This is a genomic window from Microbacterium sp. 10M-3C3, from assembly GCF_003931875.1.
Taxonomy (GTDB): domain Bacteria; phylum Actinomycetota; class Actinomycetes; order Actinomycetales; family Microbacteriaceae; genus Microbacterium.
The window spans coordinates 1173399-1186065 of sequence record NZ_CP034245.1; the positions used below are offsets into that span (position 1 = coordinate 1173399).

16 protein-coding genes are annotated in these 12667 nt (G+C 72.6%); 10 read left to right on the forward strand and 6 right to left on the reverse strand.

All coding sequences use genetic code 11. The annotated features are described in order from the left end of the window. Positions 1-221: 221 nt before the first annotated feature. Positions 222-512: a hypothetical protein gene (locus EI169_RS05535; protein WP_125131445.1), complete on the reverse strand. Its 291-nt coding sequence runs from the start codon at positions 510-512 to the stop codon at positions 222-224. 211 nt (positions 513-723) lie between these two features. Between EI169_RS05535 and EI169_RS05540 the strand changes: the two genes are divergently transcribed. The 5 genes from EI169_RS05540 to EI169_RS05560 all read left to right on the forward strand — a co-directional run bounded on the left by EI169_RS05540 (position 724) and on the right by EI169_RS05560 (position 4460). Beyond that, the gene (locus EI169_RS05540; RefSeq protein ID WP_125131446.1) at positions 724-1548 is read left to right on the forward strand and encodes a DUF4397 domain-containing protein; all 825 of its coding nucleotides are present in this window, start codon (positions 724-726) and stop codon (positions 1546-1548) included. Then, on the forward strand, positions 1545-2192 hold the full coding sequence (locus tag EI169_RS05545) for a class F sortase (protein WP_240640650.1): 648 nt from the start codon (positions 1545-1547) through the stop codon (positions 2190-2192). Before EI169_RS05540 ends, EI169_RS05545 begins: the two co-directional genes overlap by 4 nt. Before the next feature lie 4 nt (positions 2193-2196). After that, positions 2197-2775 carry a sigma-70 family RNA polymerase sigma factor gene (locus EI169_RS05550; RefSeq protein WP_125131447.1) on the forward strand — a complete coding sequence of 193 codons (579 nt, stop codon included), beginning with the start codon at positions 2197-2199 and terminating at the stop codon, positions 2773-2775. Continuing rightward, complete coding sequence (locus EI169_RS05555) at positions 2756-3463, forward strand: anti-sigma factor (RefSeq protein ID WP_240640651.1); 708 nt, start codon at positions 2756-2758, stop codon at positions 3461-3463. The genes EI169_RS05550 and EI169_RS05555 overlap by 20 nt, the downstream gene beginning before the upstream one ends. 64 nt (positions 3464-3527) lie before the next feature. Continuing rightward, positions 3528-4460 (forward strand): DMT family transporter, encoded by a 933-nt coding sequence (locus EI169_RS05560; protein WP_125131449.1) that lies wholly within the window; start codon positions 3528-3530, stop codon positions 4458-4460. A gap of 13 nt (positions 4461-4473) precedes the next feature. Here EI169_RS05560 and EI169_RS05565 read toward each other — a convergent pair whose 3' ends face one another. After that, a complete protein-coding gene (locus EI169_RS05565) occupies positions 4474-5055 on the reverse strand; it encodes a nitroreductase family protein (RefSeq protein WP_125133334.1) in 582 nt (193 codons plus the stop codon). 14 nt (positions 5056-5069) lie between these two features. Then, on the reverse strand, positions 5070-5477 hold the full coding sequence (gene msrB, locus EI169_RS05570; protein ID WP_125131450.1) for a peptide-methionine (R)-S-oxide reductase MsrB: 408 nt from the start codon (positions 5475-5477) through the stop codon (positions 5070-5072). A gap of 69 nt (positions 5478-5546) precedes the next feature. Here msrB and EI169_RS05575 point away from each other — a divergent pair, with 69 nt between their 5' ends. The 5 genes from EI169_RS05575 to groL all read left to right on the forward strand — a co-directional run bounded on the left by EI169_RS05575 (position 5547) and on the right by groL (position 9540). Continuing rightward, positions 5547-6527, forward strand: a complete 981-nt coding sequence (locus tag EI169_RS05575; protein WP_125131451.1) for a DUF2332 domain-containing protein — start codon at positions 5547-5549, stop codon at positions 6525-6527. Between the two features lie 10 nt (positions 6528-6537). Continuing rightward, positions 6538-6783, forward strand: coding sequence for a DUF3263 domain-containing protein (locus EI169_RS05580; protein ID WP_125131452.1), 246 nt, complete (start codon positions 6538-6540; stop codon positions 6781-6783). A 44-nt stretch (positions 6784-6827) separates the two neighbouring features. After that, positions 6828-7412 (forward strand): LytR C-terminal domain-containing protein, encoded by a 585-nt coding sequence (locus tag EI169_RS05585; protein WP_125131453.1) that lies wholly within the window; start codon positions 6828-6830, stop codon positions 7410-7412. A 149-nt stretch (positions 7413-7561) separates the two neighbouring features. After that, entirely contained in the window at positions 7562-7762 is a 201-nt protein-coding gene (locus EI169_RS05590; protein WP_125131454.1) for a cold-shock protein, read from the forward strand. A 158-nt stretch (positions 7763-7920) separates the two neighbouring features. Next, positions 7921-9540, forward strand: a complete 1620-nt coding sequence (gene groL / locus EI169_RS05595) for a chaperonin GroEL (protein ID WP_125131455.1) — start codon at positions 7921-7923, stop codon at positions 9538-9540. 173 nt (positions 9541-9713) lie between these two features. Here the strand turns inward: groL and EI169_RS05600 are convergent, their stop codons facing one another. The 3 genes from EI169_RS05600 to EI169_RS05610 all read right to left on the reverse strand — a co-directional run bounded on the left by EI169_RS05600 (position 9714) and on the right by EI169_RS05610 (position 12605). Then, positions 9714-10001: a WXG100 family type VII secretion target gene (locus tag EI169_RS05600; protein ID WP_125131456.1), complete on the reverse strand. Its 288-nt coding sequence runs from the start codon at positions 9999-10001 to the stop codon at positions 9714-9716. Positions 10002-10121: 120 nt separating this feature from the next. Next, positions 10122-11762: a HAMP domain-containing sensor histidine kinase gene (locus EI169_RS05605; RefSeq protein ID WP_125133335.1), complete on the reverse strand. Its 1641-nt coding sequence runs from the start codon at positions 11760-11762 to the stop codon at positions 10122-10124. Positions 11763-11912: 150 nt separating this feature from the next. Beyond that, on the reverse strand, positions 11913-12605 hold the full coding sequence (locus EI169_RS05610) for a response regulator transcription factor (RefSeq protein ID WP_125131457.1): 693 nt from the start codon (positions 12603-12605) through the stop codon (positions 11913-11915). Positions 12606-12667: the final 62 nt, after the last annotated feature.

Here is a 12667-nt window from a genome sequence, read left to right on the forward strand (position 1 = left end):
CACTTGCGTCCCGTGCCGCCCGAGGCGTTCTGGCCGGGGCGGGCGGGCTCCGGGCGTGGGTGCCGCCGCCCCGGAGCCCGCACCTTGGCCCACACGCCGACGACGACGTTCTTGCACGTCGGGCACCCGTAGCCATGTGCCGCGGGGTGCAATACGGTCATGCACCGCTTACAGGGGAGCGCCGCGACCTCGAACCCGCGCGGCTCCAAGACCGTTGAGCGTCAGGTCGGAGAGTCCGCGCCGAGGGCGGCGCGCCGGATGGCGCGCGTCGCCTCGCTGGAACCCTCGAGGATGAAGGGGATGTTGGGGTCGTCGGGGATGTGCACCGCCGTGATCGGTGCGTCGTAGCCCGACGTCGCGGAGGCGAACGCGGGCTGCCCGCCGGCCAGGACGGGGAACTCGATGATCGCCGAGCGACCGAGCGAGGTGAGGGTGCGGGAATGGGCGAGGACGGCAGCGCCGACGTCGTCGGTGGTGACCAGCCGGCTGCCGTTCATGTAGAGCTCGAACATGAGTGCCTTCGGTGAGCGGACGCTCCACGGTAGGCGGGGACGATTCGGGTGCGGAAGGGGTTGACGCCCCCGCGCGCGCCCGAACGCCGGCGTCCGCGCTCGCCTGCGGGGTCTCGAAAATGTTCCATTCAGGTGCATCCGGATCGCGCCCTTCCCGGGAAGACATCTGCGACGGCGGTCGACCGGCCGCCCCGACCAGAGGAGAACTCTCGTGCGCAAGATCCTGACCGTCGGCGTCGTCGCCGGCGCTGTCGCCGCCCTCGGCCTCGCCCTGCCGGCATCCGCCGCGACGGGCAACGCCCAGCTGTCGGTGCTCCACGCCATCCCCGACACCCCGGTGGACGTCTACGTCAACGGCGAGCTCACGCTCGACGACTTCCAGCCGGGCACGCTCGCCGGTCCGCTGAGCCTGCCGGCGGGCAGCTACCAGGTCGCCCTCACCGCCCCGGATGCGGCGGACGCCAGCGCCCCGATCCTGGGACCCGCCGCCGTGACGCTCGAGGCGGGCGCCAACTACACCGCGGTCGCCCACTTGAGCGAGAGCGGGTCGCCGACCCTCACGCCGTTCGTCAACGACACGTCGTCGACGGCGGCAGGTGAAGGCCGACTGACCGTGCGCCACACCGCTGCCGCGCCCGCCGTGGACGTCCTGGCCGGCGGCACTCCCGTCATCGAGGATCTGACCAACCCCAACGAGCGCACGCTCAACCTGCCCGCCGGGACCATCTCGGCGAGTGTGGCCGCGGCCGGGACCACCGACCCGGTGATCGGCCCCGCCGACGTCGCCGTGCAGGAGGGCACGCTGACGATCGTGTACGCGTGGGGCAGCCTCGAAGACGGCAACCTCGCCCTCGCGACGCAGACCATCTCGGGCCTGCACTCGGCCCCCGGCGGCGTGCCGTCGGGCACCGGCGGTCAGCTCGCCCAGCAGGACGCGATCGCGCAGACCCTGCTCGTCGGCGGTGGCGCGCTGGTGGCGGCGCTTGTCGCCGTCGGCACCGTCCGCGCGGTCCGCGCCCACGGCGCGCGTCGATGATCCGCACCCCCGCTCGGGCGATCGCGGCGGCCGGCGCCGCCGCGATCGCCCTCGGGCTCGCCGCGTGCGCTCCGGCGCCCGCGGCGATGCCATCCGCGCCGGCGGCGACGGCGACCCCCACGCCGCCGCCGCCGGCGCCCACCCCGTCCGTCTCCGTACCGGTCGCCCCCGCCACGGCCGCACCCGTTCGCACGGCCGTTCCGCCCGTGACGGTCACGGTGGCCGCCGCCGGCATCGAGGTGCCGGTCGTGGAGGTCGGCGTCGACGGCCAGGACTTCATGGAGCTGCCCGAGGACCCGGCGGTCGCGGGCTGGTACAAGTACGGCTCCGACCCGTCGAGCTCGGAAGGACGCACGGTGATCTCCGCACACGTGGACGCCCCGGCGTACCCGATCGGCCCGTTCAGTCGCCTGCGCGACGTGGCAGCCGGCACCGAGGTGGTGGTCGCCGACGCGCAGGGCGCGACGCACCGCTACGCGGTGCAGTCGGTCACGAACTACCGCAAGACCGCGCTGCCCGTACAGGAGATCTTCGCGCGCACCGGACCGGCGGAGCTGGTCCTCATCACGTGCGGCGGACCGTTCGACCCCACGATCGGGCGGTACGAGGATAACGTGGTCGTCGTGGCGACGCCGATCCGGTGACGCCATGTTCCGGCTCGAGACGAGGGCGTGCGTGACGGACGACGACACCGACCTCCTGGCGCGGTTCGGCGCGGGAGAGGAGCGGGCGCTGGAGGCGCTGTACCGGCGGTGGTCGCCGCTGGTGTTCACGATGGCGCTGCGGGCGCTGGGCGACCGGGCCGACGCCGAGGACGTCACGCAGCGCACGTTCGTCTCGGCGTGGAGTTCGCGCGAGTCGTACGATCCCGAGCGTGCTGCGATCTCCACGTGGCTGGTCGCGATCGCCCGACGGCGCATCGCCGACGTGCGCGAGGCGCGGGCGAAGGTCGCGGCGGTGCACGAGCAGCTGCAGCGGCTGCTCGATCCGCACGCGCTCGTGACGGGCGAGGTCGATCTGGGCGATCGCCTGCTGCTCGCCGATGAGCTCGCGCGTCTCGAACCCGACGCGCAACGGGTCATCCGGCTCGCGTTCTACGATGACCTGACGCATGACCAGATCGCCCGACGTCTGGACATGCCGCTCGGCACCGTCAAGAGCCACATCCGCCGAAGTCTCACCCGCATGCGTCGCCGATTGGAGGTCGATGATCGTGTCGCATCCTGACCCCGACCGGCTCGCCCTCTTCGCGCTCGGCGAGCAGATAGAGTCGGATGAGCGCGCGCACATCGCCGCGTGTCCGACGTGCACCGACGATGTCGCCGCGCTGTCCGCCGCGGTGCTGGTCGGGCGCGCGACGCTCGACGTGGGCGAGCTCGAGACACCGCCGGAGAGCGTATGGGAGCGGATTCGTGCCGAGGTCGCCGCACCCGCGTCGGTGCCGCGCGCCGATCCGCCGTCGACGCCGCGCACCGCATCCCGCCGCCCCGCGCGCCGGTCGCTGTTCACCCTCGTCGCGAGCGTGGCCGTGCTGCTCGTCCTCGTCGGCATCGGTCTGCTGGTGCGTCCCGGCACACCGGTCGTCCTCGCGGCCGCCGCGCTCGACGCGTTCCCCGAGCATCCCGGCGCGCGCGGCACCGCGGAGGTGGAGGAGGTCGACGGACACCGCACCCTCACGGTGTCGCTGGCCGACGACGCGCAGGCCGGCGAGCGGCGCGAGGTCTGGCTCATCACGGCGGATGCGACCGATCTGGTCAGCCTCGGCACGCTCGACGGTGATCGGGGCGACTTCCGCGTGCCCGACGATGTCGACCTCGACCGATTCGTCCTGGTGGACGTGTCGGTCGAGCCCGACGACGGCGACCCGGGTCACTCCGGCGATTCCATCGTGCGCGGCGAGTTGCGCCGCGCCTGAGGCCGCGGACATCCGGGCGCCGGGGCGATCGTAGGATCGTCAGGTTGCCCGAGGGGAGGCGTCGATGTCCGCACGTCCGGTGCCGCTGCGACTCGCCCTCGCCGGCGCCGTGCTGGTGGGCGCCCTGACGGCCGTGCAGGCGCGGCTGAACGGTTCGCTCGGCACGGCGATCGGCGACGGCTGGATCGCCGGGCTCATCTCGTTCGCGTCGGGCCTGGTCGTCGTCGCGTTCATCGCGCCGTTCGTGCCGGCGACACGGGCCGCGCTCCGGCGCCTCGCCGAGCTCGCCCGCGCGCGCGACCTCGCGCCGTGGCTGCTGGCGGGCGGTGCGGCGGGGGCGTTCACCGTCGTCGCCCAAGGCGTCACGATCGGCACGACCGGCGTTGCGCTGTTCACCGTCGGCGTCGTCGCGGGGCAGACGCTCGGCGGACTCGTGCTCGACCGCGTCGGCTACGGACCGGCCGGCGTCGTCGCGGTCACGATTCCCCGCGTGGTGGGCGCGGCCCTCGCCCTCGGCGGCGCGGCGCTGTGCGCGGCGGGCGCCGCCACGGGTGTCTGGGCGCTGCTCGTCCTCCCCGTGCTGGCGGGCGCGGGCATCTCGTGGCAGCAGGCCACGAACGGGCGCCTGCGCGGCCGCATCGGCGATCCGCTCGCGGCCACGCTCGTGAACTTCGCCGGCGGCACGCTCGTGCTCGCGATCGTCGGGGCGGCGCACATCGCGGTCGCCGGTGCGCCCGCGACGCTGCGCGCCGACCCGTGGCTGTACCTGGGTGGTGCGGTCGGGGTCGCCTACATCGCGCTGTCGGCGGCGATCGTGCGCGTCACCGGCGTGCTGCTGCTCGGACTGGGGTCGGTCGTCGGGCTGCTGGCGACCTCGATCGTGCTCGACGCGATCCGGCCCACCCCGTCGGCGCCCGTGCTGCCGATCGCGGTCGCGGCGGCGGCGATCGCCCTCGCCGGAGTCGCGGTCGTCGTCGTGCCGTGGCGGCGGCGCTGAGCGGATGCGGCGCTCAGAGCGCGCGCGTCGCCGTGGCCTTCGCCGCCTTCTTCCGCGCCTTGGCGGTGGCGCGGTCGGCGGGGAGGGGGGAGAGGTGACGCCGCGCGTCGATCGGCTTCCGGTGCCCGCCGCGCGAGCCCTGCGGCTTGCCGCCGACGTAGAGCCAGCCGAGGAGCTCCTCGTTCTTGCCGAGACCGTGGAGCTTGGCGACCGGCTTGCTGCGCGTGTAGTGGCCGGTGCGCCAGATGACGCCCCATCCGGCCTCGTCCAGCAGCAGGCTCAGCGCGTGGGCGACACCGGAGGCCACGGCCTCCTGCTCCCACCGCGGCACCTTGTCGCCCTTGTCGCGATACGTGGCGACGACCGCGATGAGCAGCGGCGCCCGTAGCGGCTTGGACGAGGTGCCCTTGTCGCCCAGCGCCTTGTTGATCGCGCGGCCCAGACGCACCCGGTCGTCTCCGCGCAGCTCGATGAGCCGCCACGGCCTCAGCGACGAGTGGTCGGCCACGCGGCCGGCCGCGGCGACAAGTTCCTCGAGCTCGGCGGTCGTCGGGGCGTCGTCGGTCACGCGCGACCACGACCGGCGCGCGAGCATCGCCTCGCGCGCGGTCACGCCTCGGACTCGGGCGAGAAGTTAAGCGACAGCGAGTTCATGCAGTAGCGGTCGCCGGTGGGCGTGCCGAACCCGTCGGGGAAGACGTGGCCGAGGTGCGATCCGCACGTCGCGCAGCGCACCTCGGTGCGCACCATGCCGTGCGAGCGGTCCTCGATGAGCTCGACGGCCTCGGGGCGCACCGACTCGTAGAAGCTCGGCCACCCGCAGTGCGAGTCGAACTTCGTGCCGCTCTGGAAGAGCTCGGCGCCGCACGCCGCGCACGTGTACAGGCCGGCGCGGCTCTCGTCCAGCAGCTCACCGGTCCACGCGCGCTCGGTGCCCGCCTGGCGCAGCACCGCGTACTGCTCGGCCGTGAGCTGCTCGCGCCACTCGTCCTCGGACTTGTTCACCGCATACGTCATCTGGCGTCCTTTCCGCCCTCCATTCAACCCGAATCCGGCGGCGCCGAGGCCGCCGCGATAATCGAGGTCATGGACGCCGACGCGGTGCGCGAACGCTACGCCCGATTCGCCCGCGACGAGGCGCCGTCGCGCTCGCCGCTGTATGCGGAGTGGGCGCAGGGCGTCGCCGACGACCCCGACGTCGCCGGCGTGCTCGCCCGCATCCCCGAGACGCACCGGCAGCCGCCGCTCGTCTTCGCGGTGTCCCGGATGCTGGGTGCCCCCGAGCGCGCGTATCCGCTGTGGGCGGCGTGGGTCCGGACGAACGGCGCCGCGCTCGTCGCGGAGAGCTCGCGCCGCAGCATCCAGACGAACGAGCCGCTGCGGTGCGCGGCGCTGCTGCCGGCGCTCGCGCGCATCGACGGTCCGATCGCGCTGCTGGAGGTGGGCGCGAGTGCGGGCCTGTGCCTCTACCCCGATCGCTACTCGTATCGGTACGAGACCTCGGCGGGGGAGCGGAGGCTCGATCCGCACGACGGCCCCAGCGCCGTCGTACTGCACAGCCGGCTCGAGGGGGATCCGCCGCTGCGGATGCCGGAGATCGTGTGGCGCGCGGGCATCGACCTCGAGCCGCGCGACGCGCGCGACCCCGGCGATCGGGCGTGGATCACGGGTCTCGTGTGGCCGGGCGAGTCCGGGCGCGTCGAGCGGGTGTCGGCCGCCCTCGACATCGCCGCGGCCGACCCGCCCGTCCTCGTCGCCGGTGATGGCGCCGATGCGCTCCCCGCGCTCGCGGCCCGCGCGCCCCGCGGCGCGACGCTCGTCGTCACGACACCGGGCGTCCTCGCCCACGTGCCGCGGGCGCGGCGGGCGGCGGTCATCGCGGCCGCCCGCGCCGCCGGGACCTGGATCACGATCGACGCTCCCGGGCTGCACGACGCGTGGCGCGCGCTTCCCGACCCGTGGCCGGGCGGCTTCGTCCTCGCGAGCGACGGCGTGGCGCTCGCGGCCGTCGATCCGCTCGGCGCATCCGTGGCGTGGCTCCCCGACGACGGCCGGTCGCGCGCGTAACGTCGCGGACGTGCCCCTCTCCGACCGCGACCGCGCGATCCTCGCCTTCGAGGCCGAGTGGCGTCGTCACGGCGGCGCGAAGGAGGAGGCGATCCGCGCCGAGTTCGACATGCCGCCCGCGCGGTACTACCAGCTGCTCGGCCGGCTGATCGACACCGCCGACGCCCTCGCGCACGACCCGCTGCTGGTGCGGCGCCTGCGTCGCCTGCGCGACGCGCGTGCCGTCGAGCGCGCCGCGCGCACCGGCGCGCGCTGACCCGGCTCCCGGCGCTTCCGGGCCCGACCGATAACATCGGTCGGGTGGCACGAACGACGTACCCGCGCGACCGCTTCGACGAGATCCCGCACGACGTGGCCCGGGTCGGCGCCCATCGTGCCGAGAACCCCCGCATCCGGGGCGGCGTCGTGTTCCTGTGGGCGGCGGCCGCCGCCGTCGTCCTGACGGTGGCCGGCATCTTCGGCGCGCTCGTCGTGTCGGGCCGCGTGTCGTTCGGCCCGCCGGAGGCGGCACCCACCGCGGCGCCCGAACCCGAGGTCACGCCCGTGGTCGACACGTCGTACCCCGTGCTCGTCCTCAATGCCACGCCGCAGGAGGGGCTGGCGACCCAGGTGCGCGAGACCATCATCAATGCGGGCTGGGCCGCCGATCAGGTCAACGCGGGCGGCGCGGGCAGCACCGATTTCCCCACGACGACGATCTTCTACGTCGCCGAGGCCGACGAGGCGGCCGCGCGCGGCCTCGCCGACGTGATCGGCGGCGCGCAGGTCGCCCAGAGCGACCAGTACCTGCCGCCCGACTCGAACGGCGACAGCAAGCAGCTCACCGCCGTGCTGGGCCTCGACCGCACCGAAGGCGGCGCGCCCGACCCCACCTCCACTCCCTGAGCGGGCTCTCCGGGGCCGCTTCGGGGCGGCGTGTTTCCGCGCGGTAAACAGTTCGATGCGGCCGTGCAACAGTTGCCGCAGACGCGCGGATCGGCCTGTTGCGCGTGGGTACGATGACGAACGTCCCACCGCAACAGCAGGAGAACAGCATGGCCCAGGGCACCGTCAAATGGTTCAACGCCGAGAAGGGTTACGGCTTCATCACCTCGGGCGACGGGCAGGACGTCTTCGTCCACTACTCGAACATCGACATGACCGGCTTCCGCGTCCTGGAAGAGGGCCAGCTCGTGGAGTTCACCGTCGGCACCGGCCAGAAGGGCCCGCAGGCCGAGTCGGTCCGCGTCGTCTGACGCCCGCGATCTTCGTCCCCGCATCCCGTGTCGGATGCGGGGACGACGCATGTCCGGGCGGCTTGCACTCCCCAGGGGCGAGTGCCAGAATGGCTTAGCACTCACGATTGTTGAGTGCTAAAGACTGACAGCCACCGTCCGGGAGGGACGACACACTTATGGCAAAGATCATCGCTTTCGACGAAGAGGCCCGCCGTGGCCTCGAGCGTGGCCTGAACACGCTGGCCGACGCCGTCAAGGTGACCCTGGGCCCCCGCGGTCGCAACGTCGTTCTGGAGAAGAAGTGGGGCGCCCCCACGATCACCAACGACGGTGTCTCGATCGCCAAGGAGATCGAGCTCGACGACCCCTACGAGAAGATCGGCGCCGAGCTGGTCAAGGAGGTCGCGAAGAAGACCGACGACGTCGCCGGTGACGGAACCACCACGGCGACCGTGCTCGCCCAGGCGCTCGTGCGCGAGGGCCTGCGCAACGTCGCGGCCGGCGCCGACCCCATCTCGCTCAAGCGCGGCATCGAGAAGGCCGTGAAGGCCATCACCGACGAGCTGCTCTCGGGCGCCAAGGAGGTCGAGTCCAAGGAGCAGATCGCCGCGACCGCGTCGATCTCCGCCGCCGACCCGGCCATCGGCGAGCTCATCGCCGAGGCGATCGACAAGGTCGGCAAGGAGGGCGTCGTCACCGTCGAGGAGTCGAACACGTTCGGCACCGAGCTCGAGCTCACCGAGGGCATGCGCTTCGACAAGGGCTACATCAACCCCTACTTCGTGACCGACCCGGAGCGTCAGGAGGCGGTCTTCGAGGACCCCTACATCCTGATCGCCAACCAGAAGATCTCGAACATCAAGGACCTGCTGCCGATCGTCGACAAGGTGATCCAGGACGGCAAGGAGCTCCTGATCATCGCCGAGGACGTCGAGGGCGAGGCGCTCGCGACCCTGGTGCTGAACAAGATCCGCGGCATCTTCAAGTCGGCCGCCGTCAAGGCGCCCGGCTTCGGCGACCGCCGCAAGGCGCAGCTGCAGGACATCGCGATCCTCACCGGCGGCCAGGTCATCACCGAAGAGGTGGGCCTCAAGCTCGAGAACGCGACGCTCGACCTGCTCGGCCGCGCCCGCAAGGTCATCATCACCAAGGACGAGACGACGATCGTCGAGGGTGCCGGCGACTCCGCGCAGATCGAGGGTCGCGTGACCCAGATCCGTCGCGAGATCGAGAACACCGACTCCGACTACGACCGCGAGAAGCTCCAGGAGCGCCTCGCCAAGCTCGCCGGCGGTGTCGCCGTCATCAAGGCGGGCGCGGCCACCGAGGTCGAGCTCAAGGAGCGCAAGCACCGCATCGAGGACGCCGTCCGCAACGCGAAGGCGGCCGTCGAGGAGGGCATCGTCCCCGGTGGTGGCGTCGCGCTCATCCAGGCCGGCAAGAGCGCGTTCGAGGGCCTGTCGCTCACGGGCGACGAGGCCACCGGTGCCAACATCGTCAAGGTCGCCATCGAGGCGCCGCTGAAGCAGATCGCCCTCAACGCGGGCCTCGAGCCCGGCGTCGTGGCGAACAAGGTCGCGGAGCTTCCGGCCGGCCACGGTCTGAACGCCGCGTCCGGCGAGTACGGCGACCTCTTCGCGCAGGGCATCATCGACCCGGCGAAGGTGACGCGCTCGGCGCTGCAGAACGCCGCGTCGATCGCGGGTCTGTTCCTCACCACGGAGGCCGTCGTCGCCGACAAGCCCGAGAAGGCTGCGGCGGCTCCGGCCGACCCGACCGGCGGCATGGACTTCTGATCCACCGCTGACACGCAAGAAGGGCCCCTTCCCTCGGGAGGGGGCCCTTCTCGTGCGTGCAGCGTGCAGCGTGCTTCGGTGCGAGGCGGGCTTCAGGTGGGAGGTGCGGCCGCCCGGAGCGTGCCCAAGAGGCCACAACTGACACCCGAACCCCGGCGCGGGAGCGCAGCGGGTCAGCGGAACAGGCTCGTGCTGGCCTGCTCGACCTCGGCGTACTGGCGCGCGGCGAGCGTGAGGGCGCGATCGATCTCGGCGAGCGCCGCCGCGACCTGCCGCTGCGTGCCGCGCCACTGCTCGACGACGCCTGAGAACGCGGCGGACGCCGCGCCGGTCCACGACCCCTGCAGGGCGGTGAGCTGCGACAGCAGCGACGCCGATTCGGTCTCGAGTCGATCGACGGTCGAGCGGATCGTGCCGGAGGCGGCGAGGACGGCGTCGCTGTCGACGGAGAAGACGGCCATGGGATGCTCCTGTTCTCGAGGGATGGCCGTCACGCTACGTCCGGGCCGGCCGCGCCCGCGGCGAGGGGCCCGGAGCCCGTGCGCTGTCGCGGGGAACGTGCGGGTGGGGAGGACGGGTCCTCAGTCGCGCAGGCGCGGCAGGGGGCGCGTGTCGGCCGCGGCGTCGATCTCGGCGGGCGGGGCGAGCGGAATGGACACGCGGAACGTCGCCCCGCCGCCCGGGGTGTCGTCCACGCGCACCGTGCCGTGCAGGGCCTCGACGATCGAGGCCACGATCGACAGGCCGAGCCCCGAACCGCCCGTCTCGCGCGCACGCGACGTGTCCGCGCGCCAGAAGCGCTGGAAGATCTGCTCACGGATCTGCGGCGGGATGCCCTCGCCGTGGTCGATGACCTCGATCCAGCCGAAGCCCGTGCCGCCGTCGGCGGCGGGTTCCACGCCGACCCGGAGCCCGATGGGGGAGTCCTCGGCCGTGAACCGGCGAGCGTTGCCGAGCAGGTTGGCGATCACCTGGCGGATGCGGTTCTCATCGCCCAGGACGATCGGCTCCGAGCGCGCGGGCCGCAGCGGCTCCACCGCATCCGTCGTCGGCTCCCCCACGCCGCGTGGGCGGCGCCGCAGCCGTGACAGGCGCGCGCCGGCGAGCGCGATCGCCGAGGTCGCCCCGGGCCGCCGCCGCGGCTCGTCGCCGGCGCTCTCGGCGCCCGGCGCCGGGGTCAGCGGGGGGTCGACCACGATCGACATGGTCACGTGCGGTCCGTTCGGGAGCGTCGTGTCTTCGACGGTGATCTCGCGTGCGGGGGAGGCGGCCCGCAGGTCCATCGCCGCGTCGCGCGCGAGTGGCCGGAGGTCCACCGGCTCGAAGACGACGTCGCGGCGCTCGTCGAGGCGTGCGAGCGCGAGGAGGTCCTCCACGAGCACGCCCATGCGCTTCGCCTCCTTCTCGATGCGCTCCATCGCCTGGGCGATGTCGGCCTCGTCGCGGATCGCGCCCATGCGGTACAGCTCGGCGTACCCGCGGACGGTGACCAGGGGTGTGCGCAGCTCGTGGCTCGCGTCGCCGATGAACCGGCGCATCTGGCCGACCGTCGCGTCGCGCTGACGGATCGCCGCATCCACGCGGCTGAGCATCGCGTTGATCGCCGCCTTCAGCCGCCCGACCTCGGTGCCGGGGATCACGTCGGTCATGCGCTGGCTGAAGTCGCCCGTCGCGATCGAGATGGCCGTCGCCTCGACCTGGCCGAGACCGCGGAACGTCAGGGTCACGATGTAGCGCGTGAGCAGCGCGCTCGCGACGAGGATGAGCAGCGCGAGCACCCCGTAGATGCCGATGTAGGTCGCGACGACCCGCTCGGTCGGGGCCAGCGGCACCGCGACGAGCTGCGTGTAGAACTCGCCCGACCCGGTGGACCCGGGGATCTCGGCCGGCGCGACGCTCGCGCGGAACACCGCGCCGGTGCGCGGGTCGACGAGGTCGAAGGGGGCGGTGCCGTCCTGGTACGCCTTCTGCACGCTGTAGCTCGAGGGCACCTGCGGCGTCGCGGCCGGGTCGTCGGGCCCGACGAGGATGCGCAGCCCGTCGTCGGGCGGCCCGTACAGCGCCACGAAGTAGTCGGGCTTGCTGCCGGACTCGTTGGGGCGGAAGGTCTGCGTTCCGCCGTCGTCGACGACGCGGATGAGCTGATTGGCGATGTCGCTCCCCGCGAGCTGCTCGACGGTCGCGTCGACGCTGCCCACGAGCGTCGTGCGCAGGAACGCCATCGTGCCGAAGCCCGCGACGGCCAATCCGATCGCGAGCAGGCCGACGGTGACGCCCGTGACCTTCGCGCGCAGGCTGAGCCCGCGCCACCAGCGGGTCACCGCATCGTGTTTATCGGCCAGGGGAGTCTCCGGAGGGGTACGGCGGCCGCGTCAGGCGGACTTGCCGGCCTTCAGCATGTAGCCGAACCCGCGCTTGGTCTGGATGAGCGGCTCGCTCGAGTGCGGGTCGATCTTGCGGCGCAGGTACGAGATGTAGCTCTCGACGATGCCCGCATCGCCGTTGAAGTCGTACTCCCACACGTGGTCGAGGATCTGCGCCTTGCTGAGCACGCGGTTGGGGTTGAGCATCAGGTAGCGCAGCAGCTTGAACTCGGTGGGGCTGAGGTCGATCGAGACGTCGCCGACGGTGACGTCGTGCGTGTCCTGGTCCATCGTGAGCTCGCCGGCGCGGATGACCGACTCCTCGTCGGCCTGCATCGTGCGGCGCAGGATCGCCTGGATGCGCGCGACGATCTCGTCGAGGCTGAAGGGCTTCGTGACGTAGTCGTCGCCGCCGGCGTTCAGGCCCGTGATCTTGTCCTCGGTGTCGTCCTTGGCGGTGAGGAAGAGGATCGGGGCGGTGTACCCGGCGCCGCGCAGGCGCTTGGTGACGCTGAAGCCGTTCATGTCGGGGAGCATCACGTCGAGCACGATCAGGTCGGGCTCCTCCTCGAGCACGGCGGAGATCGTCTGCGCGCCGTTGCCCACGGCCCGCACCTGGAACCCGGCGAAGCGGAGGCTCGTGATCAGCAGATCGCGGATGTTCGGTTCATCGTCGACGACGAGGATGCGTGCGGCGGTCATGGGGTCATTATCCCGACTGGATCGAGGGAAGTGCTGGATGTCGGCCGTTTCGGGCGCGCCAC